The organism is Streptomyces sp. ICBB 8177 (assembly GCF_003144095.1).
In the GTDB taxonomy this organism is placed as follows: Bacteria; Actinomycetota; Actinomycetes; order Streptomycetales; family Streptomycetaceae; genus Streptantibioticus_D.
The window spans coordinates 271,839-296,278 of the sequence record NZ_NSKH01000024.1 but is presented as its reverse complement, the minus strand read 5'-3'; the positions used below and the strand labels follow the sequence as shown (position 1 = coordinate 296,278).

The 24,440-nt window shown below is 74.2% G+C and carries 18 protein-coding genes, 3 tRNA genes and 1 pseudogene; 12 read left to right on the top strand and 10 right to left on the bottom strand.

The genetic code is table 11. From position 1 onward, the window contains the following. Nucleotides 1-58: 58 nt before the first annotated feature. The gene (locus CK485_RS27620) at nt 59-1,342 is read left to right on the top strand and encodes a M18 family aminopeptidase (RefSeq protein ID WP_109454797.1); all 1,284 of its coding nucleotides are present in this window, start codon (nt 59-61) and stop codon (nt 1,340-1,342) included. A gap of 243 nt (nt 1,343-1,585) precedes the next feature. On the opposite strand, the gene CK485_RS27615 is transcribed toward CK485_RS27620, so the two are convergent. Next, the gene (locus CK485_RS27615) at nt 1,586-3,454 is read right to left on the bottom strand and encodes an NHL domain-containing thioredoxin family protein (RefSeq protein ID WP_109454642.1); all 1,869 of its coding nucleotides are present in this window, start codon (nt 3,452-3,454) and stop codon (nt 1,586-1,588) included. A gap of 144 nt (nt 3,455-3,598) precedes the next feature. On the opposite strand from CK485_RS27615, the gene CK485_RS27610 reads away from it, so the two are divergent. Beyond that, complete coding sequence (locus CK485_RS27610) at nt 3,599-4,744, top strand: MFS transporter (RefSeq protein WP_241968645.1); 1,146 nt, start codon at nt 3,599-3,601, stop codon at nt 4,742-4,744. Then, nucleotides 4,741-4,926 carry a hypothetical protein gene (locus CK485_RS29930; RefSeq protein ID WP_241968644.1) on the top strand — a complete coding sequence of 62 codons (186 nt, stop codon included), beginning with the start codon at nt 4,741-4,743 and terminating at the stop codon, nt 4,924-4,926. The genes CK485_RS27610 and CK485_RS29930 overlap by 4 nt, the downstream gene beginning before the upstream one ends. A 2-nt stretch (nt 4,927-4,928) precedes the next feature. Here the strand turns inward: CK485_RS29930 and CK485_RS27605 are convergent, their stop codons facing one another. Further along, entirely contained in the window at nt 4,929-5,267 is a 339-nt protein-coding gene (locus tag CK485_RS27605; protein ID WP_109454641.1) for a hypothetical protein, read from the bottom strand. A 130-nt stretch (nt 5,268-5,397) separates the two neighbouring features. Here CK485_RS27605 and CK485_RS27600 point away from each other — a divergent pair. After that, nucleotides 5,398-5,727: pseudogene (locus tag CK485_RS27600) on the top strand (tyrosine-type recombinase/integrase); the annotation flags it as partial. A gap of 90 nt (nt 5,728-5,817) precedes the next feature. Here the strand turns inward: CK485_RS27600 and CK485_RS27595 are convergent. Both CK485_RS27595 and CK485_RS27590 read right to left on the bottom strand, forming a co-directional pair. Continuing rightward, nucleotides 5,818-5,890: transfer RNA gene (locus CK485_RS27595), tRNA-Arg, on the bottom strand. Between the two features lie 231 nt (nt 5,891-6,121). Beyond that, nucleotides 6,122-6,211 (bottom strand) — tRNA-Ser (locus CK485_RS27590). A gap of 324 nt (nt 6,212-6,535) precedes the next feature. Here CK485_RS27590 and CK485_RS27585 point away from each other — a divergent pair. Then, the gene (locus tag CK485_RS27585; protein ID WP_158288257.1) at nt 6,536-7,039 is read left to right on the top strand and encodes an SSI family serine proteinase inhibitor; all 504 of its coding nucleotides are present in this window, start codon (nt 6,536-6,538) and stop codon (nt 7,037-7,039) included. Between the two features lie 217 nt (nt 7,040-7,256). Then, nucleotides 7,257-10,982 carry a PAS domain-containing protein gene (locus CK485_RS27580; protein ID WP_109454639.1) on the top strand — a complete coding sequence of 1,242 codons (3,726 nt, stop codon included), beginning with the start codon at nt 7,257-7,259 and terminating at the stop codon, nt 10,980-10,982. Nucleotides 10,983-11,042: 60 nt separating this feature from the next. Here CK485_RS27580 and CK485_RS27575 read toward each other — a convergent pair whose 3' ends face one another. From CK485_RS27575 to CK485_RS27555, 5 genes are all read right to left on the bottom strand, one after another. Then, complete coding sequence (locus CK485_RS27575) at nt 11,043-12,689, bottom strand: long-chain fatty acid--CoA ligase (RefSeq protein ID WP_109454638.1); 1,647 nt, start codon at nt 12,687-12,689, stop codon at nt 11,043-11,045. A 161-nt stretch (nt 12,690-12,850) separates the two neighbouring features. Continuing rightward, entirely contained in the window at nt 12,851-13,402 is a 552-nt protein-coding gene (locus CK485_RS27570; protein WP_109454637.1) for a SigE family RNA polymerase sigma factor, read from the bottom strand. 155 nt (nt 13,403-13,557) lie between these two features. Further along, the gene (locus tag CK485_RS29925; protein WP_241968643.1) at nt 13,558-14,793 is read right to left on the bottom strand and encodes a DUF1906 domain-containing protein; all 1,236 of its coding nucleotides are present in this window, start codon (nt 14,791-14,793) and stop codon (nt 13,558-13,560) included. Nucleotides 14,794-15,286: 493 nt separating this feature from the next. Beyond that, nucleotides 15,287-15,544, bottom strand: coding sequence for a hypothetical protein (locus CK485_RS27560; protein WP_109454636.1), 258 nt, complete (start codon nt 15,542-15,544; stop codon nt 15,287-15,289). A gap of 513 nt (nt 15,545-16,057) precedes the next feature. Continuing rightward, nucleotides 16,058-16,258: a hypothetical protein gene (locus CK485_RS27555; protein ID WP_109454635.1), complete on the bottom strand. Its 201-nt coding sequence runs from the start codon at nt 16,256-16,258 to the stop codon at nt 16,058-16,060. 267 nt (nt 16,259-16,525) lie between these two features. On the opposite strand from CK485_RS27555, the gene CK485_RS27550 reads away from it, so the two are divergent. Next, nucleotides 16,526-16,599 (top strand) — tRNA-Met (locus CK485_RS27550). Between the two features lie 57 nt (nt 16,600-16,656). On the opposite strand, the gene CK485_RS27545 is transcribed toward CK485_RS27550, so the two are convergent. Next, nucleotides 16,657-17,538, bottom strand: a complete 882-nt coding sequence (locus CK485_RS27545) for a TIGR03620 family F420-dependent LLM class oxidoreductase (RefSeq protein ID WP_109454634.1) — start codon at nt 17,536-17,538, stop codon at nt 16,657-16,659. A gap of 143 nt (nt 17,539-17,681) precedes the next feature. Here CK485_RS27545 and CK485_RS27540 point away from each other — a divergent pair, with 143 nt between their 5' ends. The 5 genes from CK485_RS27540 to CK485_RS27520 all read left to right on the top strand — a co-directional run bounded on the left by CK485_RS27540 (nt 17,682) and on the right by CK485_RS27520 (nt 24,436). Continuing rightward, entirely contained in the window at nt 17,682-18,434 is a 753-nt protein-coding gene (locus tag CK485_RS27540; protein WP_275124698.1) for a response regulator transcription factor, read from the top strand. A 72-nt stretch (nt 18,435-18,506) separates the two neighbouring features. Then, the gene (locus CK485_RS27535; RefSeq protein ID WP_109454795.1) at nt 18,507-20,030 is read left to right on the top strand and encodes a HAMP domain-containing sensor histidine kinase; all 1,524 of its coding nucleotides are present in this window, start codon (nt 18,507-18,509) and stop codon (nt 20,028-20,030) included. A gap of 27 nt (nt 20,031-20,057) precedes the next feature. Beyond that, nucleotides 20,058-21,362 carry a bifunctional glycosyltransferase family 2/GtrA family protein gene (locus CK485_RS27530; RefSeq protein WP_109454632.1) on the top strand — a complete coding sequence of 435 codons (1,305 nt, stop codon included), beginning with the start codon at nt 20,058-20,060 and terminating at the stop codon, nt 21,360-21,362. Continuing rightward, nucleotides 21,359-23,521 (top strand): glycosyltransferase family 39 protein, encoded by a 2,163-nt coding sequence (locus tag CK485_RS27525; protein WP_109454631.1) that lies wholly within the window; start codon nt 21,359-21,361, stop codon nt 23,519-23,521. The genes CK485_RS27530 and CK485_RS27525 overlap by 4 nt, the downstream gene beginning before the upstream one ends. A gap of 141 nt (nt 23,522-23,662) precedes the next feature. Further along, nucleotides 23,663-24,436: a TetR/AcrR family transcriptional regulator gene (locus tag CK485_RS27520; protein ID WP_109454630.1), complete on the top strand. Its 774-nt coding sequence runs from the start codon at nt 23,663-23,665 to the stop codon at nt 24,434-24,436. Nucleotides 24,437-24,440 lie beyond the last annotated feature (4 nt).

The following is a 24,440-nucleotide window of genomic DNA, read 5'->3' as shown; positions in this document are numbered from 1 at the left end:
CCGGGGGCGGGCCGCCGCCGCGTCCTGAGCCCCTTGCGCCACTTCTATGCTGGGGACCATGACCCCTCGATTCGACCGCGCCCACACCGACGACCTGATGGCCTTCGTCTCCGCGAGCCCGACGCCGTACCACGCGGTGGCGAGCGCGGCCGAACGGCTGGAGAAGGCCGGGTTCCGGCAGGTCGAGGAGACCGACGCCTGGGACGCGTCGACGGGCGGCAAGTACGTGCTGCGCGGTGGCGCGATCATCGCCTGGTACGTGCCGGAAGGCGCCCGGCCCGAGACCCCGTTCCGCATCGTCGGCGCGCACACCGACTCGCCGAACCTGCGGGTCAAGCCCAACCCCGACAGCGGCGCCCACGGCTGGCGCCAGGTCGCCGTCGAGATCTACGGCGGCGTGCTGCTCAACTCCTGGCTCGACCGCGACCTGGGCATCGCGGGACGGCTCGCGTTGCGCGACGGCTCCACCCGGCTGGTGAGCGTGGAGCGGCCGCTGCTGCGCGTGCCGCAGCTCGCCATCCACCTCGACCGCCAGGTCAACGAGGGCATGACGCTGGACCGCCAGCGCCACCTCCAGCCGGTCTGGGGCCTCGGCGACGTCGAGGAGGGCGCCCTGATCGGCTTCCTCGCCGACGAGGTCGGGCTCGACGCGGACGAGGTCGTCGGCTGGGACCTGATGACGCACGACGTCCAGCCCCCCGCCTACCTGGGCCGCGACCGCGAACTGCTCGCCTGCGCCCGGCTGGACAACCTGCTGTCGGTGCACGCCGGCACCGCCGCGCTGGCCTCCGTCGCCGGGGCCGGCGACCTGCCGTACATCCCGGTGCTGGCCGCGTTCGACCACGAGGAGAACGGCAGCCAGGCCGCCACCGGCGCCGACGGACCGCTGCTCGGCACGGTGCTGGAGCGCTCGGTCTTCGCGCGCGGCGGCGGTTACGAGGACAAGGCCCGCGCCCTGGCCGGCACGGTCTGCCTGTCCTCCGACACCGGCCACGCCGTCCACCCCAACTACGCCGAGCGGCACGACCCCGGCCACCACCCGATGCCCAACGGCGGCCCGATCCTCAAGGTCAACGTCAACCAGCGGTACGCCACCGACGGCGCCGGACGCGGGGTGTTCGCGGCGGCGTGCGACCGGGCCGGCGTGCCGTGGCAGTCGTTCGTCTCCAACAACGCCATGCCCTGCGGCACCACGATCGGCCCGATCACCGCCGCCCGGCACGGCATCTCCACCGTGGACATCGGCGTCGCCATCCTGTCCATGCACTCCACCCGCGAACTGTGCGGCGCCGACGACCCGTTCCTGCTGGCGCGGGCGCTGCGCGCGTTCCTGGAGAGCTGAGCCGAGGGGCGGAGCCCGGTCTGCTCCCCCGATCGCGGTGCTCACCGGGTCGGGGGAGGCTCCAATGGGCTCCGCCGAACCGCGCACCGTGCCGGCGTCGTTGCTGCCGCGGCCCAACACTGCTTGTACGTCGGGCAGTTGACCTGGACGCTCCGGTGAGACGAGCCGCCCGAGCACGCCCGCACGGTCATCCAGGGGCAGGTCTTCCGGCCACGCGCGGTGCTGACCTCCGGAATCAGAGGCTCACTCAGCGTCCATCCCCGCCAGCACCAGCGGGAGCCTGCTCGCGCCGCCCTCCACCACCCGGACCGGGACACCCCAGTCCTGCTGGTGGACGTGGCACGCGGGGTACTCTCCCCCAGTCTCCGACTGGGAGGTGCCCCCCGCCGGGTCGTCGCAGGAGGCGGCCATCGCGGAGACGTGCAGGACGCCCTCGCCGACCTCCGCGTTCAGCGTCAGCTCGCGCGTCAGGTCGGTGCCCGTGCCCTCGCCGGAGGCCAGCAGTTCCGGCGGCGTGGAACTGACCAGCAGCCGGGTCGACGGGCCGTAGCGGTCGTCCAGCTTCTGCCCGGCCGGCGCGCTGAAGACCACGTCCAGCCGCAGCGCCCCCGGCGCCACGTCCGTCGCGGGCCGCCGGGTGCGGTGCGCGGCCGACTCCACCCGCACCGCCTCCTCCGGCAGCCGCAGCCGGGTCAGCCGGTGCCGCGCGGACTCGACCACGACCACGTCGCCCTCGGCCACCACCGCGGCCGACGGCTCGCGCAGGTCCGTCGCCAGCGTCGTCACCTCGTCGGACGCCGGGTCGTAGCGGCGCAGCGCGTGGTTGTAGGTGTCGCTCACCGCGACCGACCCGTCCGGCAGCGCGGTCACCCCCAACGGGTGCTGGAGCAGCGCCTGTCCGGCCGCGCCGTCCCGGTGGCCGAAGTCGAACAGCCCGGTGCCGACCGCCGTACGGATCTCGTACCCGTCGTCCGCCTTCGCCACGTACCGCAGCGCCGATGTCTCGGAGTCGGCGACCCACAGCCGCGTCCCCGCCGCCGCGAGGCCCGACGGCTGGGCGAACCACGCCTGGTCCGCCGGACCGTCCACCAGGCCCTCGTTGGTCGTGCCCGCCGCCACCGCGACCGTCGCGGCGGCCGGGTCGTACGTCCACAGCTGGTGGGTGCCCGCCATCGCGATCCACACCCGCTCGTCCCACCACGCCACGTCCCACGGCGAGGACAGCTCGACCTCGCGGGCCGGGCCGGACGTCGGCGAGCCCTGCCACCACTGCCTGCCGGTCCCGGCGACCGTCGTCACCTCACCCGTGGCGAGGTCCACCCGGCGCAACGCGTGGTTGACCGTGTCGGCGACCACCACCGCGCCGTCCGGCAGCATCGCCAGTCCCTGCGGCTCGCTGAAGGACGCGGTGTCCGCCGGGCCGTCGGCGAAGCCGCGCGTGCCCGAACCGATCCTGCGCACGACGGTCTCACCGTCCGCGTCCAGCTCGACGAGGGCGTGCCGGGTGGAGTCGGAGACCAGGAAGGTGCCGCCGGGCAGCGCGAGCGCCTTGCCGGGGAAGCGAAGGCTGGTCGGCTGCGGCTCCGGCGGCACGTACGGGCCGTCGCCGCGCCGCAGCGTGCCCTTCGCGGCGTGCTCCGCCTCCAGCTCCTCGACCAGCTTCTCGATGGCGTGCGCGTGGCCCTCGCCCGCGTGCTGGGCGACGACGTAGCCCTCGGGGTCGATGACGACGAGCGTGGGCCAGGCGCGGACCGCGTACTGCTTCCAGGTGGCCAGTTCCGGGTCGTCCAGTACGGGGTGGTGCACGCCGTAGCGCTCGACCGCGTCGACGACGGCGGCGTGGTCGGCCTCGTGCACGAACTTCGGCGAGTGGACGCCGACGATCACCACGGTGTCGCGGTGCCGCTCCTCCAGCTCCCGCAGCTCGTCCAGGACGTGCAGGCAGTTGATGCAGCAGAACGTCCAGAAGTCCAGAACGACGATGGACCCGCGCAGCTCGCCGAGGCTCAGCTGCTTGCCGCCGGTGTTGAGCCAGCCGCCGGCGCCGGTCAGTTCGGGGGCGCGGACGCGGGCGCGGGACGGGCGGGGGGTGCCGGGGGAGACGTCGTTCATGCCCACAAGGGTGCCACCCGCGGTAACCTCCCCGTCCCCGCCCCGCCCTGTGAGCAACGCCACGCGGTGTCGGTGGGCCGCACGTCACCAGGACCCCGGGGGAACGGTGGGAACGGTGGGAACGGGGGGGGAACGGGGGAATCCATGCCACGCCTGCGAGGTGACGACGCGAGTCGCTCGCGCGGCGACGACGCGAGTTGCTCGCGCGATGACGAGGCGAGTCTGCGGCGCGGTGACGCCGCGAGGCGCCTGCGCGGTGACGTCGCGGGTCTCCTGCGCGGTGATGTCGCGCGGCTGTGGGGCGCTTACGCGGTCAGCGCGGCGGGCAGCGCGGCCGGAATGGGCGCGCTGCCGCTCGTCGCGCTGCTGGCGCTGCGCGCGACCGCGTTCCAGGTCTCCTTGCTGGCCGCGCTGTCCGCGGTCGCCAGCGCGGCGGTCGCGCTGCCGCTGGGGGCGCGTGTCGAGTTCCGCCGCAAGCGGCCGGTCATGATCGCGGCGGACGTCGTGCGCTGCGTCGCGCTGGGCAGCGTCCCGGTCGCGGCGGCGTGCGGGGTGCTGACGTACGGGCAGCTGTGCGTGGTCGGCGTGGTGCAGTCGGCGGGCGGGATCACGTTCGTGGCGGCGAGCGGCGCGCACCTCAAGGCGCTCGTGGCATGCGAGGACCGGGTGCGCGTCAACGCCCCGTTCGCGACCACGAACTGGATCACGCAGACCACGGGCCCGCCGCTCGGCGGCCTGGTGGTCGGCCTGCTCGGCGCCACGGCGACGACGGCCGTGGACGCGGCGTCCTTCCTCGGCTCGGCGCTCGGGGTGCGCCGCCTGCGCCGCCCCGAGCCCGCGCCGCCCACGCGGCCGGCCACGTCCGTGGGTGACATCGCCGCGGGCTGGACCTACGTCCTGCGGCACCGGGTGCTGCGCGCGTTGTTCTGCAACGCGATGCTGTTCGGCGGCGCGGTGATGATGGCCTCGCCGCTGATGGCCGTGCTGATGCTGTGCGACCTGGGGCTCGGCGCCTGGCAGTACGGGCTGGCGCTGGGCGCGCCGTGCCTGGGCGGGGTGCTGGGGTCGCGGCTGTCCGCCGCGCTGGTCCGGCGGTACGGACAGCGCGGGGTGCTGCTGATGGCCGGGGCCGCGCGTACGCCGTGGCTGCTCCTGCTGCCGCTGGCGCCGCGGGGACGGCGGGCGTACTGGCCGTGGTGGGCGCGGACTTCGGGCTGTTGCTGGTGGCGGGCGTGTTCAACCCCGCGTTCGCCACGTACCGCATGGAGGCGACGGAGGACGGTCACATGACGCGGGTGACGACCGCGTGGTCGGTCACCAGCCGCACGACGCAGGCCGCGTTCATGGCGGCGGGCGGCGCGCTGGCGGGTGTACTGGGCGTACGGGGAGCGCTGGCGGTGGCGGGCGGGTTGTGCGTGGCGAGCGCGGGGTTCTTGCCGTGGGGCGAGGGCGTGTTGGCGTACGGGGGGTGAGCTCAGCCCCGCATCGCGGCGACGCGCCGTTCCACCTCGTCGACGAACCAGGGCGGGACCTCCCCGGTGGTCCGCAGATGTTTTCGTTCCTCCGCCGACAGCCGCTCCGCCGCCTCGTCGACGGCCAGGGCGTAGTCCATCTTCCGGTCGCTCATCGCGGAACGCCGCACGTCCCCGCCCAGCCCCGTCGAGGTGGGCCCCCCTCCGGCCCTCGCGGAGGCGAGCACGCTGAACCACCCGAAGAACCCGAGCTTGCGGCTGCGCCTGTCGACGTGATCCCGCACAGCGAGCCAGCACAGCCGCTCGTCGCTGACGTTGGGCACCTGCCTGCCTTCCCCCATGGCCGTCTCCCCCCGGTTAGGCCGGGCACACGGCACGTGCGCCCAACGGGAACTGTACGACGGGTGGTTGACCGGGGAAACGGGGGGCTGGGTGGGGATTCGAGCAGTCCATCGTCACGCGGACCGCCCCGGCGACCGTACGGCGGCCGGAGATCTGTGGCAGGACACCCGCGGCCTGGTCTTCACGACGAAGTACGGGACGCCGATAGAGCCGGGCAACCTGAGCCGGATGTTCTCGCTGCGGGCCCGGCGGGCCGGACTGTGGGTGATCCCGCTGCGGAACACCCGGCACACGTGCAGCTCGCTCCTGGTCGCGCTCAAGGTCCACCCGAAGGTGGCGCAGCGCATCCTGCGGCACTCGCAGATCGCCATGACGATGGAGGTCTACGCGGAGGCGAGTGACGCCCAGGTGCGGGACGCGCTCGGCAAGCTGTCCGAGGCGATGGGCGGGACCGGCTGACCCCGTCTCCGACCCTGTTGCTGTACTTCGCTGCTGTACGGCACGACAAAGCCCCCTCCCGGTGATCCCGGAGGGGGCTTTGATCTGCTGTGCACTCGGCAGGATTCGAACCTGCAACCTTCTGATCCGTAGTCAGATGCTCTATCCGTTGAGCTACGAGTGCTTGGCTTCTCGGCGGTTTTTCTTGCCGGTCGGCGTTGCGGGAACAACATTACATGAACGTCGCCGTGAGGCGAAATCCATTGGGGTCGACCCTTCTGACCTGCGGAAATGGTGGATGGGCGGGGCGGTGGGCCGGGGCGTGGCGGCGTCGGGGCGCGGGGGAGTGGTGCGGGTCACTGGGGCCGGGGAACGCGAGAGCCCCCGTCCACCTGGACGGGGGCTCTTCTCGCTGCGGAGGCTCCGGGATTTGAACCCGGGATGGGCGGTTAACCCAAACCGCATTAGCAGTGCGGCGCCATAGACCAGACTAGGCGAAGCCTCCAGCACGCCCGCGCGTGCGGGGCGTGTGCAGATGATGACACAGCCGACCGGGCTGTTACCAATCGCTGACCACCGTACAAGGCCGCCGACCTCTCCGGCAAAGGCATTGGACGCGTTACGGCGCCCCGCCGCCCCCCGCCCCGCCGCCCCGGCAGCCCCCCGGCCGACCACTCCGGCCCCCTCCCCCCGCGACCCTCGCCCTCCGGCTCCCGACACGCCCACGAACGGGTTACCTGCCGTGCGTTGTGCGGCGGCGGGCGGTAGTGAGGGGGTGACCACCCCCTCACGCCCCAGCCCCACCGCCCGCGCCCCACCGGAGGTCCCCGTGAAGACCCGCCCCCGCCCCCGCCTCGCGCTCGCCCTCGCCGCCGGGTTCTCGCTCGCCGTCGTCGCGTCCGCGTCCGCGCCCGCCACCGCGTTCGGGGCGAGCGCGCCGCCGCAGTCGCACAAGGACGTCCTGACCGTCGCGTACGACGACGGCAACGGCGGCGTCAGCCACTACACCCTGCGCTGCCACCCCACCGGCGGCTCCCATCGCAGGGCCACCGACGCCTGCCGCAGGCTCGACGCGCTCGGCGGCCTGGTCGGGCCCACGCCGCGCGGGCAGATGTGCTCGATGCTCTACGGCGGCCCGCAGACCGCGCACATCACCGGGGTCTGGCGCGGCATCCCGGTCGACCAGACGTACGACCGGGTCGACGGCTGCCAGACCAGCCGCTGGCAGCGCATGGTCCCCGTACTGCCGGACACGCCGTTCGGCACGACGCCGGTCGGCCGTGCGCGCGGCACCGCCGCCGCGCCGGTCACCGTCCGCACACCCGTACGGTGACCGGCGCGTCGTCACAGAACCTCTCCCCGGCACTCCGTCATCCGCCACCGGGCCCGGGAGTCCGCCCCGTACACTCCTGTAGGGACATGGCACTGTAGTGACATGCCACGGGGGGAACGGCAAGATGGGCCGGCGGCGGTAGCCGGACGCGACGGCTGACCCGCGCGCCGCCGGCAACAGTCCCAAAGCACGTGCGGTATCAGGGAGGACGCGTCTCGTGAGCAGCAGGCCATCCCGAGGCGCTGCTCGCCTCGCGGCAATACTCGACGCCCTCCCGGACGCGCTGCTCCTGGTCAACGCCAACGGCACGGTCGTCAACGCCAACGCGATAGCGCTGGAGACCTTCGAGGCGCCCGGCACCGCGCTCGTCGGGCGCGGACTGCTCGACCTGCTGCCCGCGTTCGACTCCAAGCGCATCCCGGGCTCGATGCGCCGCCCGGACCCCGAGGAAGGGCTGCGCACCAAGCCGACCCGGATGGTCGCCCGGCGCACCGACGGCACCGAGTTCCCGGTCGAGGTCACCAGCGCCAACCTGGAGGACGCCAGGACCCCGTACGCCGACAGCCACCACGCCCCGTACACCGGGGACGAACTGCTCATGCTGGTCGTACGGGACCTGACGGGCACGCTGGACACCGAGGCCGAACTCGCCCGCCAGCAGCGGCAGACGGAGATGATCCTGCGCGCCGCCAGCGAGGGCGTGGTCGGCGTGGACACCGACGGCAAGGTCGTGCTGGTCAACCCGTCCGCCGCGCAGATCCTGGGCTTCCGCGCCAGCGACCTCGGCGGTCAGGAGCTGCACCCGCTGATCCACCACTCGCGGCCCGACGGCTCCCCGCTGCCGTACGAGGAGACCCCGCTCGCCGACACCCTGCGTTCCGGGCGCAAGCACCGGGTGCGCGGGCAGGTGCTGTGGACCAAGGACGGCCGGGCGGTCCCGGTGGACCTGGTGACCGCGCCCGTGCGCGAGGGGGAGCAACTGGTCGGCGCGGTGATGTCGTTCACCGACCGCACCCGGGTCAACGCGCTCGCCGCCCGCCACGCCCAGCTGCGCGAGATGCTCGACTCCTCGCTGCGCGGGCCGCTGGAGGAGTTGCGCACCGAGCTGAGCGGGCTGGCCAACGACCCGGCCGGGCAGCTGTGGCCCGAGGCCAACCAGATCCTGCACCACCTGTCCGCCGGTTACGCGCGGATGACCTCGCTCATCGACAACGTGCTGGGCTTCCAGCGCCTGGACACCGGCGCCGAGAAGCTGGAACGCGAACTGGTGGGCCTGGACGAGGTGGTGGCCGCCGGTGTCGAGGGCGCCATCGAGCTGATCGGCCCGGGGCGGGCGCAGTACGCCGTGCACGCGCCGCCGGTCGAGGCCGTGGTCGACCCGGTCCGCCTCGCGCAGGCCATCTCCCATCTGATCGCCGACGTCGCGGGCGTGGACGCCTCGGGCCGCACGGCGGTCGTCAGCGGCGACTCCACGATCGTGGTCGCCGCGGCCCAGCGCGGCGACGTCGTACGGATCGAGGTGCGCGGCCCGGCGTCCGGCGGCAGCGCGGTCCACCTGCCCATCACCCGCGGCATCGTGGAGCGGCACGGCGGCCTGCTCCAGACCCACGAGGTGCCGGGGCAGGGCGGCGGCAGCGCGTACGTGCTGGAGGTGCCGGCCGGGGACCCTGAGGCGTCCGCGGGGGCGGGCGGCCGCAAGGCGACCGGCGCGCGCTCCGGTTCCGCCTCCGCCTCCCCGGACGACACCTCCGGGGGCCAGGGGCCGCGGCGCGACTCCGACAACGAGACCACCGTCATGCCGATGCCCTCCGAGCCGGCCCGGGGCACGCAGGGCAACGCCGGTGCGGCGCTCCCGGCCGGACGGCCGCAGCCGCAGCCCGAGCGGACCGGGGCGGGGGCGCGCACCGCGCACGAGAACGCCGGCCGCACGCCGCGTCCGCGCCGCCCCGCCGACGAGAGCGACGGCGCGGGGGCCCGGATCCCCGGTGCGAACGGCTCGGGCGAGGCCACCGTTCAGGCGCCCGGTTCCGTTCCGGCGCTGCCCGGGGGTGAGACGCGCGAGCAGCCGACGGGCCGGCGCCGTGCCCTGCGCAGGGCCGAGCCGGAGCCGGGACGCGAGACGGCGCCCGACGGCACGGGTGAGCAGCCCACCGGCCGCCGGGCACGGCGTGCGCTGACGGACGGTCAGCAGCCCGAACTGGTCGCCCGTCCCGCCGCGCACGCGCTGCCGCCCGCCGGGCAGCCGGAGGGCCAGGCCGTGGCGACGGCGGCGGATGCGGTGGCGGGGAGCCCGCGGCAGCCGGGCCTGCCCGAGCAGCAGCCCGTACTGCCGCATCAGCAGGCCGGTCCGCAGCCCGTCGCGGGCGGACAGCCCGCTCCCCAGGGGCGGCGGGCCCGTCGCGCCGTGCCCGCACAGCAGCAACCGCAAGCACCGACGCCGCAGCCGCAGGGCCGGCCGCAGCTTCCGCGCGAGCAGGCCGCGTTGCCGCCCGCGCCCGTCGCGCCCGCGCAGCCGACCGCCGCCGCGCCGGAACCGACCGGCCGCCGAGCCCGCCGCACCGCCGCGACGGCGACCCAGGCGCAAGCCCCGGCCGCGCCCCCAGGGCAGCAGCCCACCGCCCCGCAGGTGCCCGGCGCCATGCCGCCCGCCGTCGAGCACGTCGAACACGCCGAGCATGCCGAGCGCGGGGAGCGGGACGAGCGGGGTGGGCCCGGCGGGCACGGCGGCCCCGAGCCCGCGGGGCACGACGCGCACGACGGCGACGCCCACGCCATCAGCGTGCGAACGCTGGGTCAGGGCACGCCGTTCGCGCAGCCCGGTCCCGCCCCCGCGCCGGTCCCGGCCACCCCGCAGTCCCAGCCGCAGCAGCCCGCCACGGGTTCCGGCCGGCGCCGCAAGCTGGCCAACCCCCAGCAGCACGAGACCGGTGCCCGTCAGCACCCGGGGGACACCGCCTCCCAGGGCGTCAGGACGGCCCCGCCCCAGGAGGACCCGGCGGGCCAGGCGCAGCCGCTGCCCGCTCAGGGCGCGCAGGCCCTCGGCAATCCCGCGTTCCAGGCGAGCGACAGCCAGGGCGAGGGGCAGGCGTTCGCCATAGGAGCACCGGCCGAGGGCGCCGAGGGCCCGGAGATGCTGGACGGTCCCGGCGGCGCGGTCGAGGTGACCGCGTCCCCGGCGACCGCCGCCCGCCCGGCGCCCCAGGACGCGGCGCAGGACGCCGGCGAGGCGCCGAGCGTGCCGCGGCGCCTGCTGGTCTGGCCGGAGCCTGACGTCTCGACCCGGCAGGCGCTCACCGACCGCGGGTACCGCCCGGTGACGGTGCGGTCGCGCGAGGAGGTCGACGCGCAGGTCGCGGAGTATCCGGCGGCGCTCTTCGTCGACCCGCTGACCGGGCCGATCACCCGTACCGCGTTGCAGTCGCTGCGGGCGGCGGCGGTGGCCGCCGAGGTGCCGGTCCTGGTGACCGCGGGGCTCGGCCAGGCCACCCGCGAGGCGGCGTACGGCGCCGACCCCGCGGTGCTGCTGAAGGCTCTGGCGCCGCGCGACAGCGATCAGCACCCGCCGCGCGTCCTGCTGGTCGAGAGCCACCAGGACATCGCGGCGGCGTTCACCGCGACGCTGGAGCGGCGGGGGATGCAGGTCGCGCACGCCGCCGACGAGGAGGCCGCGGCGGCGCTGGCCGCGCGGTCGAGGCCGAACCTGGTGGTGATGGACCTGATGCTGATCAGGCGCCGCAGGGTCGGCATCGTGGACTGGCTGCGCGCCAACGGCCTGCTGACGCGTACGCCGCTGGTGGTCTACACGTCGGTCGACATCGACGCGGCGGAGCTGCCGAGGCTCAGCTCGGGGGAGACGGTGCTGTTCCTCGCGGAACGCTCCACCAGCCCCGAGGTCCAGGGCCGCATCGTCGACCTGCTGAGCAAGATCGGCGCGGAGGCGTAGGTTCGGGCGGGTGCCCGGCCGGTCGCACGGCCGGCCGGGGGCAGCGGCAGGCTCTCGCGTCTACAGCCGCGTCACGTCCAGGTCGCCCTGCGCGTACCGCCTGCGCAGCACCTTCTTGTCGAACTTGCCCACCGACGTCTTCGGCACCGACTCGACGACCGCCCAGCGCTCGGGGACCTGCCAGCGGGCGACGCGTTCGGCGAGGAACGCGCGCAGCTCGGCGTAGTCGGCGCTCGCGCCGGGCTTGAGGACCACGGTGGCCAGCGGCCGTTCGCCCCACTTGTCGTCGGGGACGGCGACCACCGCCGCCTCCGCCACCGCCGGGTGGGCCATGAGGTGGTTCTCCAGGTCCACCGACGAGATCCACTCGCCGCCCGACTTGATGACGTCCTTGGCGCGGTCGGTCAGCGTCAGGTAGCCGTCCGGGGTGATCGAGCCGACGTCGCCGGTGCGCAGCCAGCCGCCGTCGAACTTGTCCTCGGGCCGCAGCGGCTGCGCGCCCTGGCCGCCGAAGTACGCCGCCGCGATCCACGGCCCGCGCACCTCCAGCTCACCGGTGGCCTCGCCGTCCCACGGCATGACCTCCCCGGCCGGTCCGACGAGCCGGGCCTCGACGGAGGCCGGGAAGCGGCCCTGCGTGACGCGGTACGTCCACGCCTCCTCGTCCGTCGCGCCAGCCGGGGGGTGCGCGACCGTGCCGAGCGGCGACATCTCCGTCATGCCCCAGGCCTGCACGACCGTCACGCCGTGCTCCTCCTCGAAGGCCCGCATCAGCGCGGGCGGGCAGGCCGAGCCGCCGATGACGACGCTGCGCAGGCACGAGACGTCCCGCTTGCTCCGGGCGAGTTCGGCGAGCAGGCCCTGCCAGATGGTGGGGACGGCGGCGGCGTGGGTGGGGCGTTCGGCCTCGATCATCTCGGCGATCGCGGCGGGCTGGAGGAAGCGGTCGGTCATCAGCAGGCTGACGCCGCTCATCAGCGCGGCGTGCGGGATGCCCCAGGCGTTGACGTGGAACATCGGCACGATCGGCAGCGACGTCTCGCGGTCGGTCAGCCCGAACGACTCGGCCATGTTGACCTGCATCGAGTGCAGGTAGACCGAGCGGTGGCTGAAGACCACGCCCTTGGGGTCGCCGGTGGTGCCGGAGGTGTAGCACATCGCGGCGGCCTGCCGCTCGTCCAGCTCGGGCCAGTCGTACGCGGTGGGGCGGCCGGCGAGCAGCGTCTCGTAGTCGTGCACGGCCGGGCGGCAGCCGTCCAGCACGGAGGTGTCGCCGGGGCCGACGACCACGACGTGCTCGACGGTGCGCAGCGCCGTCAGCAGCGGGGCGAGCAGCGGCAGCAGGGTGCCGTTGACCAGGATCACCCGGTCCTCGGCGTGGTTGACGATCCAGGTCAGCTGGTCGGCGGGCAGCCGCAGGTTGAGGGTGTGCAGCACCGCGCCCATGCAGGGGATGGCGAAGTACGCCTCCAGGTGCTCGGCGTTGTTCCACATCAGGGTGCCGACCGGCTCGCCCTCGGCGACGCCGAGTTCCTCGCGCAGCGCGTGCGCGAGCTGGGCCGTCCTCGCGCCGACCTCGGCGAAGGTGCGGCGGCGCGGTTCTCCCTCGCCGGTCCAGGTGGTGACCGTGGAGCGGCCGTGCACGGTGGCGCCGTGGGCCAGGATCCGTGAGATCAGCAGCGGTACGTCCTGCATCGTGCTCAGCACCGGGGGCCTCCAAAGTCGCTGGCCTTACGCGAGGGTAACCCCGTGATTGTGCTGGCATACCGCCCGGTCTGTCACTAGCGCGCGCGGCCGGCGGCGCGCCCGCCCGCGGGCGGTCGCGGCGGTGGCGCCGGGCGGCTTCGGCGGTGGTCCCGCCCGGCGGCTCAGGCGGCGATCGGGCCGGCCTCGGCGGAGGTCAGGTCGTCGCCCAGGTGCGGGTCGGTGCGCAGCTTGACCAGGGCGCGGGAGACCGCGCTCTTGACGGTGCCCACCGAGACGCCCATCAGCTCGGCGGTCTGCACCTCGGTCATGTCCTCGTAGTACCGCAGGACGACCATCGCGCGCTGCCGGGCGGGCAGTCTGCGGATCGCGTTCCACAGGGCGTCGCGCTGCGCCTGCTGCTCGGCGGGGTCGGGGGCGGGGGCGACGTCCGGCTCCGGCAGTTCCTCGCAGGCGAACTCGTCCACCCGGCGCTTGCGCCACTGCGAGGTGCGGGTGTTGACCAGGGTGCGCCGCACGTAGCCGTCGAGCGCGCCGCGGTCGGCGATCCGGTCCCACGCCAGATAGGTCTTGGCCAGCGCCGTCTGCAGCAGGTCCTCGGCGTCGCAGGGGTTGGCGGTCAGTGAACGGGCGGTCCGCAGCAGCACCGGTCCCCTCGCCCGGACATAGGCGGTGAACTGCTGCTGCTGAGCGCTGGGGCACACAGGCGTGGTCATGTGCACCACGCTATGAGCGCCCCACCCGCCCCGGGATCGGCCGCAGGTCCCGAAGCGGGGTCACCCTCAAGTCGTACGAGCCGGGGTCCACCCACCTCCCGCAGGTGGACCCGGCTCAGGGTCGGGCCAGGGGACCTGCCCCCGGCGGCCCGCCCTCAGGGCACGATCGCGACGGGCGCGTCGACCAGGTCCTGGTCGACGTTGAGGGTGTACCCGTCGTACGTCTGCGAGGTGTTGCCGGTGTACTGGTGGATCCTGCGGTGCGGGCGCCAGTACCCGGAGGGGAGGGCGGGCTCCCCGTAGAGGGTGGGCGCGATGTCCCAGTGGGCGAACCACATCACGTCGGGGACGTCCTGGGAGCCGGCGGCCCGCGAGGCCTCGATCTGCGAGATGCCGGAGTCGGCGCTGCTGTAGAAGCCGGACAGGTAGCCGCGGTCGCGCAGGGTGTCGCTCCACGCGGCGCTGAAGTCCAGCACCGGGTCGGTGCACGACGCGGAGTCGGTGTCGTACGCCTCGACGTCCAGGTAGACCGGGCTCTCGGCGGCCATGCCCAGCGCGGTGGCGGCGCGCACCGCGTCCTCGGCCTGCCGGGTGCCCTCGATCCTGGCGTCGGCCGGATCGATCGCGTACTGGCGCTTGCGGGCCGCGGTCACGCAGGGGGACTGCGAGCCGACGTAGATCGGGATGAGCTTCCAGCCCATCGCGCTGACCGCCTTGACCCACGAGCGGGTCAGCCGGGGCTGGGCGCAGGAGCGGGCGTTGCCGCCGATGTAGACGCCGACGGCGCCGTAGGGGGAGGAGGAGCGCCAGGCGCGCATGGTGTCGAGGTCGGGCGCGGTGCAGGTGTCGAAGCCGCGGCCGGTGTAGACCTCGGCGCCGAACTCGCGGGGGTCGAGGGTGATGGGCGGTGCGGCGTTCGGCGCGGTGCCGTGCGCCGAGCCGGCGGCGGAGGCGGTGGTGGCGTCGGCGGTGGTGCCGCCGCCGCGGTATCCGCCGTATCCGTAGCCGCCGCCTCCGCCGTAGCCGTGGAAGCCGCCCCAGTGCCGGGGGCCGGCGTGGCCCGGGCCGTGGAACCGGCCGCCGGAGAAGGCGCCGGGGCCGTGGGGGCTGTCGTAGGAGGCGGTGCGGGCCGCGGTGCCGCCGAACCAGCGGGCCCCGCTCGCCACGGCCGCGGTGGCCGTGTCGCCGGACAGCCACGGCGCGGGGCCGAAGCCGGTCCAGGCGGCCACCGGCGCACCGGAGTCCGGCGCGGCGTTGGTGTCGGTGCCGAGGTCCGGGGCGGTTCCGTGTGCCGGGACGGCGTTCGCGGCCGGGACGACGCCCGCGATCAGGCAGGCGACTCCCGCCAGTACGGCGAGCGCCAGTCGGATCATCCGGTTGTTATCGCGCATGCGGCGAGTGAAAGGTCCGGTACGCCGCATTCGACGGAGGCACGCCAGCCAACACGCCGGTTTCAGCCGTCTGCTCCGCCCATTCGGGTGCGGTGGCCAGTCATACGATCGTTCCGGCTTACATGGGTTTGTGGCGTTTTGCTCTGTTCGGTCTGCCCGTGCCCGTGCCGAGGGTCCGGCCCTGGTAGACCTTGATCCGCTCGTGGGCGCCGGGGCCCGCCCCGCGCCTCCCGTCCCACGTTGTCCACAGGTTGTGGACAAAAAGCCGGGCGGCGGCACCCGCGTGGATGCCGCCGCCCGGTGGGCAGCCCCCGCTGCCCGACCCCCCGTTTTCCCCTCTGCCGGATCGCCGGGTGTCCCCGTTCCCCGTCGCCCCGGCATCACCGCCGACATCCCCTCCCCGGCGGTCCCTCCCCTTTCGTGCGGTGCGCGCCCGATCAGCGCGCGGTCCCCCTCGGTGGGCGGGGTTCCCCGGCCCCGCCCACCGGTGCCGTCACCACAGGTGGGTGAAGTCGACCTTCACGTTGTTCTGGTCGATGTGGGTGAAGCCGGAGCCGTTCACGCTGGCGGTGTTGCTCTGGTTGGTGGCGCCGGCGCCCGTCGCGACCTGCTGGGTGCTGTTCACGCTCGCGATCGAACCGTGGTCGGCGAAGGATCCGTTGTCCGCCACTGCCGTGCCGGTGAACAGTGCCGCCGCGAGGGGCAGCGCTGCCACGGCGGCGAGGACTCGGGCGGTTCGGATGCTGGTCATGTGCGTTCCTCCCAGGAACTGGAAGTCAGGGTGTACGCGGGGCGGTTGGCCTGCCGTCCCCGCTGGTTTCGCGGCGTCGCGGGATCAGACTTGCCCACGCCGTCCGGCGAAACCACCTTCCCCGGCCCATTTACCTCGCAAGCGTGACGATCTGTCGATAAACCCGTTTCCTCTTCCCTTTGCCCACGCCGGAGCCGCCGCCGGGCACGTGCGAGGTCCTCCAACCACCCCGCGTACAGGGCTGGTTGACCGGGTCGCTGCTGTGCTCGAGGGCCTGGATCGTGGTGGTCGAGACGGCGTGGGCCGCGCCGCTCGTCGCGGACTTCGGCGGGTCGGTGAGGCTCACGCAGGACGTGTAGCCGTTGATGTCGCAGGAACGCGCGCACGGCACCGACGCGTTGGTGGTCAACGTGCCAGGCCGGCACAACAGCCGTGATCAGGTCGTCATGAGGTGCGGGCGGGTACGGGGCGCTGTGCCGGGAGTTGGGCGACCCTCGACCTCAACACGGCGCCTCACAGCGCCTCGTGGCGCTCCGCGCGGTCCAGGACGTCCACGAACCGCTGCCACTGCCGCGCGGACTCCTCACCGTCCGAGACGGTGAACTCCTCGGGCGACAGGAACGCGACGCGCTCACGGGTCTCAGGATCCAGGCTCTCCCATGCGGCCCTGGCCTGCTGTGACCGCTGAGCATTCGTTGCACTGCCAGTTTCCATTGTTCAGCTGCCTGCCATCCGCCGAGCCGCACATCGGACAGGTCACGTCTGCCTCCTGAGGGTGAATGATGACAGGGCATCGCGCCCGCCGGTAGGCCGACGGGCATATCCCGTTGATCTGTTCACGTGCGCCGGAGCGGTACGCGGGACCGCGCGCGCCGCCGCGCGCCGCCCACGCGCCCGTCGCGCTCCGTGAGCGCCCTCCGGGGCCCGCGGAAAACCCGGTGCGGAGTGGTCGCCGGGATGCCGTAGGATGGTGTTCACCGACGCGGGGTGGAGCAGCTCGGTAGCTCGCTGGGCTCATAACCCAGAGGTCGCAGGTTCAAATCCTGTCCCCGCTACGAAGACCAGAGGCCCGGCGCTTTCCCAGCGCCGGGCCTCTGGCGTTTCCGTGCCCGTTACGCGGCCCCCCGCAGCCCCAGCACGTCCGCCAGCTCACGCCAGCCCTCGCGCGGCAGGGCGGCGGGGTCGGCGTCGGCGGGCGGGACCACCTGGAGCGCGAGGTGGCCGGCGCCCGCCGAGAAGAACGCGTCGGTCCGCTCGCGTACCGCCTGCGGCCCGCCCCAGGCGAACAGCGCGTCGACCAGGGCGTCGCTGCCGCCGTCCTCGAAGTCCCGCGCGGTGAAGCCCAGCCGCTCCAGGTTGGCGGTGTAGTTCGGCAGCGCGAGGTAGCGCGCGAGGTGGGCGCGGGCGGCGGCCCGGGCGCGTACCGGATCGGCGTCCAGGACGACCTTCACCTCCGGTGCCAGCAGCGCGTCGGGGCCGAGCGCGGCCCGCGCCTTCGCGGTGTGCTCGGGGGTGACCAGGTACGGGTGCGCCCCGGCGGCGCGGTCGCTCGCCAGCTTGAGCATCTTCGGGCCCAGCGCGGCCAGCACCCGCTCGCCTTCGGGCACCCCGGCGGCGTCCAGCTCGTCGAGGTAGCGCACCATCGCGGAGTACGGCTTGCGGTAGGCGTCGCCGGCCAGCGGCGCGTGGCTGACGCCCAGGCCGAGCAGGAAGCGCCCCGGGTGCTTCGCGGTCAGCTCCGTGTGCGCCGCGGCGACCGAGCGCGCGTCGTGCTGCCAGATGCTGAGGATGCCGGTCGCGACCGTCAGGGCCGAGGTCGCCTCGACCAGCGCGGCGGCGTCCCCGACCGAGCTGCTGCCGCCCACCCACACCGCGTCGTAGCCGAGCCGCTCCAGGTCACGGACCGCCTCCGTGACCTCGGCGACCTCGGTGTCCGGCGTGCCGCCGTCGGTGCGCAGCGCCGGGCTCCAGATCCCGTACCGGCCGATTCCCATGAGTCTCCCCGTTCCTCGTTCCGCTGCTCGATGTCCGTTTCGGGCAACCGGGTCCCCCGAACCGTTATTCCTGCACAGACTTCTCAGACAACTCACAGACTGGCGAAAGAATGCTCTTATCGGGACACCCGATGGTGTTCGTCATGCCTGCGATTCCCACCCCCGCGCCGGGCGGACGCACCGAGTTGCTCCGGCCCGACGGCTCCCCCGTCCGCGTCCTGGTCGTCGACGACGAGACGGCCCTGGCCGACCTGCTCTCCATGGCCCTGAAGTACGAGGGCTGGGAGGTGCGCACCGAGTCCGACGGCGCCGCCGCCATGCGGGCCGCACGCGACTTCAAGCCGGACGCCGTGGTGCTCGACATCATGCTTCCGGACGTGGACGGCCTGGAGGTGCTCTCCCAGCTGCGCCGCGACCTGTCGGACGTGCCGGTGCTCTTCCTGACCGCCAAGGACGCGGTGGAGGACCGCATAGCCGGGCTGACCGCGGGCGGTGACGACTACGTCACCAAGCCGTTCTCCCTGGAGGAGGTCGTGGCCCGGCTGCGCGGACTGCTGCGCAGGTCCGGGGCGGCCGCGGTGCGCACCGAGTCGCTGCTGGTCGTCGGCGACCTCACGCTGGACGAGGACAGCCACGAGGTGAGCCGCGACGGCAAGTCGATCCACCTGACGGCCACCGAGTTCGAACTCCTGCGGTACCTGATGCGCAACCCGCGCCGGGTGCTCAGCAAGGCGCAGATCCTCGACCGCGTGTGGTCCTACGACTTCGGCGGCCAGGCCAACGTGGTCGAGCTGTACATCTCCTACCTGCGGCGCAAGATCGACGCGGGCCGCGCACCCATGATCCACACCCGTCGCGGCGCCGGCTACCTGATCAAGCCCGCGGAAGTCGGCTGATCCGTGCCCGCGTCGCGCGGGCGCCGCTGGTCCGTTCTCGTGTGGCGCGGGCGCCGTTGGCCCGGGCCCGCGTTGCGCCGGCGCCGCTGGTCGCTGCGGGCCCGTCTGCTGGCGTCCTCCGTCGCGCTGATCGCCGTGGTCTGCGCGGTGGTCGGCGTCGTCACCACGGTCTCGCTGCGGCAGTACCTGTACGACCGGCTGGACGGCACGGTGCAGGACGTGGCGGCGCGTGCCCAGCACACGCCGCCGCGGGGCATGCCGCCCGGCGCGCAGCCGCCCGGTGACCCGCTGGACTTCGTGGTGGGCGGCGGCCAGACCACCGGCACCGTCGGCGCGGTGCTGGACGACCGGGGGCACGCGGTCCAGGGCGAGGTGAGCCGCCGCACCTCCGCGCGGACCCACGCGATCGGCGGCCGGCCGCTGACGTCCGCCCAACTAGCCGCGTTCGACGGTCTGAAGGAGGACGGGCACCCGCACACCCTGGACATCCCGGGCCTGGGCACGTACCGCGTCGCCTACGTGGTCAGCCAGGACGGCACGGCGCTCGCGGTCGGGCAGCCCGCGGCGGACGTCGAGGGCGTCGTGGACCGCCTGGTCGTCGTCATCGTGCTGGTGACCGCCGCCGGGCTGGCCGCCGCCGGGCTCGCCGGGGTGGTGATGATCCGCTACGCCCTGCGCCCGCTGCGCCGGGTGGCCGCCACCGCGGCCCGGGTCTCCGAACTGCGCCTGGACCGGGGCGAGGTGGCCCCGCTGGAACGCGTCCCCGACGCCGACACCGATCCGCGCACCGAGGTCGGCCAGGTCGGCGGGGCGCTCAACAGGCTGCTGGGCCACGTCGGTTCCGCGCTCGCGGCGCGGCAGGCGAGCGAGACGCGGGTGCGGCAGTTCGTCGCCGACGCCAGCCACGAACTGCGCACCCCGCTCGCCTCGATCCGCGGCTACGCGGAGCTGACCCGGCGCGGCACCGAGGAGATCGGCCCGTCCACCCGGCACGCGCTCGGCCGTATCGAGTCCGAGGCGGCCCGGATGACCGCGCTGGTGGAGGACCTGCTGCTGCTCGCCCGGCTCGACGCGGGCCGCCCGCTCAGCCGGGAGCCGCTGGACGTCTCGCCGCTCGTGGTGGACGCGGTCAGCGACGCGCGCGCCGCAGGCCCGGATCACCGCTGGCGGCTCGACCTGCCCGACGACCCGGTGGTCGTACGCGGCGACGCCGCCCGGCTGCACCAGGTGCTGGCCAACCTGCTGGCCAACGCCCGCACCCACACCCCGCCCGGCACGACGGTGACCGCGCGGGTCGCGACGCGGCCGGACGGCGTGCGGATCGAGGTCGAGGACACCGGCCCCGGCATCCCGCCCGGCCTGCTGCGCGAGGTCTTCGAACGCTTCGCGCGCGGCGACGCCTCCCGCTCCCGTTCGGCGGGCGGCGGCAGCGGGCTGGGCCTGGCGATCGCGCGCGCCGTGGTCCAGGCGCACTCCGGCACCATCGAGGTCACCAGCGAACCGGGCAGCACGGTCTTCCGCGTGACGCTGCCCGCGGCGGACGCGGCGGGCCCCCGCGACTCACAGGCCATCCCCAGGCTCACCACACCCTCGTGACAGCGCGGCCGGGGAGCGTCGGTCGGCATGAGGACCTTGACCCTTGCGCCCTACGGGGACCCGGCCGCGAGCGGCGGGCTGCCGGCCCGTGACGCCGTGCCCGTCGGCGACCCCCGGCGCACCACCGTGCTGGATGTCGTGATCCCCGTGTACAACGAGGAGACCGACCTCGAACCCTGCGTGCGCCGCCTGCACGCCTACCTCGACTCGACGTTCCCGTACGACTTCCGGATCACCGTCGCGGACAACGCGAGCACCGACCGCACACCGCTGGTGGCGCTGGCGCTGGAGCGCGAGTTCCCGCAGGTGACCGCCGTACGGCTGGAACGCAAGGGACGCGGGCGGGCGCTGCGCGAGGTGTGGTCGGCGTCCGACGCGCCGGTGCTGGCGTACATGGACGTGGACCTGTCCACCGACCTCAACGCGCTGCTGCCGCTGGTCGCCCCGCTGATCTCCGGCCACTCCGACCTGGCCATCGGGTCGCGGCTGGCGGGCGGTTCGCGGGTGGTGCGCGGGCCCAAGCGGGAGCTGATCTCGCGGGCCTACAACCTGATCCTGCGCGGCAGCCTGTCGGCCCGCTTCTCCGACGCGCAGTGCGGGTTCAAGGCGATCCGCTCGGACGTGGCGCGGCGGCTGCTGCCGCTGGTCGAGGACACCGGCTGGTTCTTCGACACCGAGATGCTGGTGCTGGCCGAACGCGCGTCGCTGCGCATCCACGAGGTGCCCGTCGACTGGGTGGACGACCCCCACTCCAGCGTCGACATCGTGCGCACCGCCACCGAGGACCTCAAGGGCGTGTGGCGGGTCGGCCGGGCGCTGGCGAGCGGGGCGCTGCCGCTGGAGCGGCTGCGCAGGCCGTTCGGCGACGATCCGCGCGACCGCGTCGAGGGCCTGGCGCCGGGCCTGGTACGGCAGTTGGCGGGCTTCGCGGTCATCGGCGCGCTCTCCACGGCCGCCAACCTGGCGCTCTTCTGGCTCTTCCGGCTCGGCACGGGAGCCCAACTCGCCAACGGGTTCGCCCTGTTGCTGTGCACCCTCGCGAACACCGCGGCCAACCGCCGCTTCACCTTCGGGGTGCGCGGCAGGCGGCGGGCGATGCGCCAGCAGGCGCAGGGCCTGGTGGTGTTCGGCGTCAGCCTGCTGATGACCTCGGGCTCGCTGGCCGCGCTGCGCGCCGCCGACGGGCACGCCACGCACGGCGCCGAACTGGCCGTCCTCGTCGCCGCCAACCTCGCCGCGACGGTGGTGCGTTTCCTGCTGCTGCGGGTGTGGGTCTTCCCCGACCGCGGTGACGAGGAAGCGACGGCCCCGGCCCTGGGGGGCGTCCGGTGACCGCCCTCACTCACCCCTTCGCCACCCCCGCGCGCGCCGAGGCCGCCGACGCGGTCGCCCGGCCCCGGTGGGAGCGGCCCGCGTTCCTCGGGCTGCTGGCGGCGACCGCGCTGCTGTACCTGGTCAACCTCTCCTCCTCCGGCTGGGCCAACTCCTTCTACTCGGCGGCCGTCCAGGCGGGCAGCAAGAGCTGGAAGGCGTTCTTCTTCGGCTCCTCCGACGCCGCGAACTTCATCACCGTCGACAAGCCCCCGGCCTCGCTGTGGCCGATGGAGCTGTCGGTGCGGCTGTTCGGGCTGAACTCCTGGGCGATCCTGGTCCCGCAGGCGCTGATGGGCGTGGCGACCGTCGCTGTGCTGTACGCGGCGGTGCGACGGCGTTTCGGGCCCGCCGCAGGACTGATCGCGGGCGGGGTGCTGGCGCTCACCCCGGTCGCGACGCTGATGTTCCGCTTCAACAACCCGGACGCGCTGCTGGCGCTGCTCATGGTGTGCGCCATCTACGCGACGCAGCGTGCCCTGGAGGCCGGCCGCACCAAGTGGCTGTTGTGGGCGGGGGGGTTCGTGGGATTCGCGTTCCTGGTCAAGACGCTTCAGGCGTTCCTGGTGCTGCCCGCGCTGGCGCTGGTGTACGCGGTGCTCGCGCCGGTGCGCCTGAGGCGCCGGACGTGGCAACTGGCGCTCGCGACGGCGGTGATGGTGGTCACCGGGGGCTGGTGGGTGGCGATCGTCCAGCTGACGCCCGCCGCCGACCGGCCGTACGTCGGTGGCTCGCAGCACGACAGCTTCCTGGAACTCACCTTCGGCTACAACGGGTTCGGGCGCATCGACGGCGACGAGACCGGCAGCGTCGGCGGAGGGGGCGGAGGCGGCGCGGGGCCCGGCGGCGGCAACGGGAGCGGCATGTGGGGCTCGACCGGCATCACCCGGCTGTTCGGCACCGACATGGGCGGCCAGATCTCGTGGCTGCTGCCCGCGGCCCTCATCCTGCTCGTCGCGGGCGTCGTGCTGACCTGGCGGGCCAAGCGCACCGACACCGAACGGCAGGCGTTCCTGCTGTGGGGCGGCGCGCTGCTCACCACGGCCGCGGTCTTCAGTTACATGGCCGGCATCTTCCACCCGTACTACAACATCGCGCTCGCCCCCTACATCGGCGCGGTCGTCGGCATGGGCGCGGTCGCGCTGTGGCGGCGGCGCCGTTCGCCGTGGGCGGCAGGGACGCTGGCGCTGGCGGTCGCGGTGAGCGCGTGGTGGGCCTTCGCACTGCTGGGCCGCACCCCTGACTGGCTGCCGTGGCTGCGCTGGGCGGTGCTGCTGCTGGGGTTCGCGGCGGCGCTGGGGCTGGCGTTCACCGGCCGGATCGCGATGCGGGTGCTGACGGTCACGGCGGTGACGGGTGGGCTGGTGGCCACGCTGGCGGGACCGGCGGCATACGCGGTGGACACGGTGACCAGCGGCCACACCGGCTCCCTGCCGTCGGCGGGCCCCGCGCAGGCGGGCGGACCGGGTGGCATGGGCTTCCCGGGCGGGGGCGCGCGGGGCGGAGGTCACGCGGGCGGCTTCCCCGGCGGGGGCGGTGCGGGTACGGCGGCGTGGGGTGGCATGCCGGGAGGCGGCGGGTTCGCGGGCGGCTTCCCCGGCGGAGGCGGCGCTCAGGCCGGGCGCGGTCAACTCCCGGGCGCAGGCGGGAAGACGGGCGGCATGGGCGGCGGGGGCATGGGCGGCCTGCTCGACGGCACGAAGGTCAGTGCCGCGACGAAGGCGGCGCTGTCGAAGGACGCCACGTCCTACACCTGGGTCGCGGCGGCGATCGGCTCGCAGAACCAGGCGAGCTACCAACTGGCCACCCAGGACCCGGTGATGGCGATCGGCGGCTTCAACGGCTCCGACCCGGCCCCCACGCTGGCCGAGTTCGAGAAGCTGGTGAGCGAGCGCGCAATCCACTACTTCATCGGAAGCGGCACGGAACCGCCCGGCACCGAGGCGGCCGGGACCACCGCGAAGGGAGGCGCGTCGGCGGGCGGCGGCGGATTCGGCGCGGCGATGGGCGTCACCACCAGCACGGCGTCCGAGATCAGCGCCTGGGTCGAGGCCCACTTCACCGCGAAGACGGCAGGCGGCACCACGCTGTACGACCTGACGGCGCCGCGATCCTCGTGACCGGGTCGCGGACTTAAGCTCGGGAGCGGAACGCCACCGTTGAGCGGAGGCGTGGGCGCGATCCGTACTGCCGGCGTGAACAGCAGCCCGGTGACCGCCGCACCGCCCGCCTCGACCGCCCGCCCCCGAGGAGACACCGCCATGCCGACCGGCCCCCGCGCAGCCAAGCCGCAGGCCAGCTACTGGCTGAGCGATCGCGCGGGGGCCAGGCGCCGCCGGGAGCCGGAGGCCGGTTCCGGCAACGGCGCCGGGCTCGACCTGGACCGCGTCGTACGCGCCTCCATCCGGCTGCTGGACGCCGAAGGGCTGGCGAGGTTCTCGATGCGGCGCCTCGCCGCCGAACTCGGCGTGACCCCGATGTCCGTCTACTGGTACGTCGACAACAAGGACGACCTGCTGGAGATCGCCCTCGACGAGATCAACGGCGAGATCCCCGTGCCCGACGAGGCCGGCGAACCGTCCGACTGGCGCGAGCAGTTGCGGCGCCTCGCCACCGGCTACCGCACCATGCTCGTCGCCCACCCCTGGGCGCCCCGGCTCTCGGGCGAGTACCTCAACGCCGGGCCCAAGGCGACCGCGTTCGCCACGGCCGCGTACCGGGTGATCCGGCGCGCCGGGCTGCCGGAGGACCGGGTGCCCGGCGCGCTGGCCGCCGTCCACCAGTTCGCGTACGGCTTCGGCACCGTCGAGGGCCGGTGGGCCGAACGCTGCCGGGCCGCCGGGACGGACGAGGACGCGCTGCTGCGCGAGGTCTTCGACGCCACCCGTGACAAGCCCGAACTCGGCGGCCTGACCGGCATGATCGCCCGCCGTACCACCGGGCGCCGCGACGAACTGCGCGAGCGGGACTTCGCCTTCGCGCTGGACGTGCTCATCGCGGGCATCGACGCGCTGCGCGAGTCCGCCGACGACTGAGGTC

Coding starts and splice junctions, on each gene's coding strand:
- CK485_RS27620 (WP_109454797.1), top strand. CDS start 59: ATGACCCCTCGATTCGACCGCGCCCACACCGACGACCTGATGGCCTTC.
- CK485_RS27615 (WP_109454642.1), bottom strand. CDS start 3,454: ATGAACGACGTCTCCCCCGGCACCCCCCGCCCGTCCCGCGCCCGCGTC.
- CK485_RS27610 (WP_241968645.1), top strand. CDS start 3,599: ATGCCACGCCTGCGAGGTGACGACGCGAGTCGCTCGCGCGGCGACGAC.
- CK485_RS29930 (WP_241968644.1), top strand. CDS start 4,741: ATGACGCGGGTGACGACCGCGTGGTCGGTCACCAGCCGCACGACGCAG.
- CK485_RS27605 (WP_109454641.1), bottom strand. CDS start 5,267: ATGGGGGAAGGCAGGCAGGTGCCCAACGTCAGCGACGAGCGGCTGTGC.
- CK485_RS27570 (WP_109454637.1), bottom strand. CDS start 13,402: ATGACCACGCCTGTGTGCCCCAGCGCTCAGCAGCAGCAGTTCACCGCC.
- CK485_RS29925 (WP_241968643.1), bottom strand. CDS start 14,793: ATGCGCGATAACAACCGGATGATCCGACTGGCGCTCGCCGTACTGGCG.
- CK485_RS27560 (WP_109454636.1), bottom strand. CDS start 15,544: ATGACCAGCATCCGAACCGCCCGAGTCCTCGCCGCCGTGGCAGCGCTG.
- CK485_RS27555 (WP_109454635.1), bottom strand. CDS start 16,258: ATGGAAACTGGCAGTGCAACGAATGCTCAGCGGTCACAGCAGGCCAGG.
- CK485_RS27545 (WP_109454634.1), bottom strand. CDS start 17,538: ATGGGAATCGGCCGGTACGGGATCTGGAGCCCGGCGCTGCGCACCGAC.
- CK485_RS27540 (WP_275124698.1), top strand. CDS start 17,682: ATGCCTGCGATTCCCACCCCCGCGCCGGGCGGACGCACCGAGTTGCTC.
- CK485_RS27530 (WP_109454632.1), top strand. CDS start 20,058: ATGAGGACCTTGACCCTTGCGCCCTACGGGGACCCGGCCGCGAGCGGC.
- CK485_RS27520 (WP_109454630.1), top strand. CDS start 23,663: ATGCCGACCGGCCCCCGCGCAGCCAAGCCGCAGGCCAGCTACTGGCTG.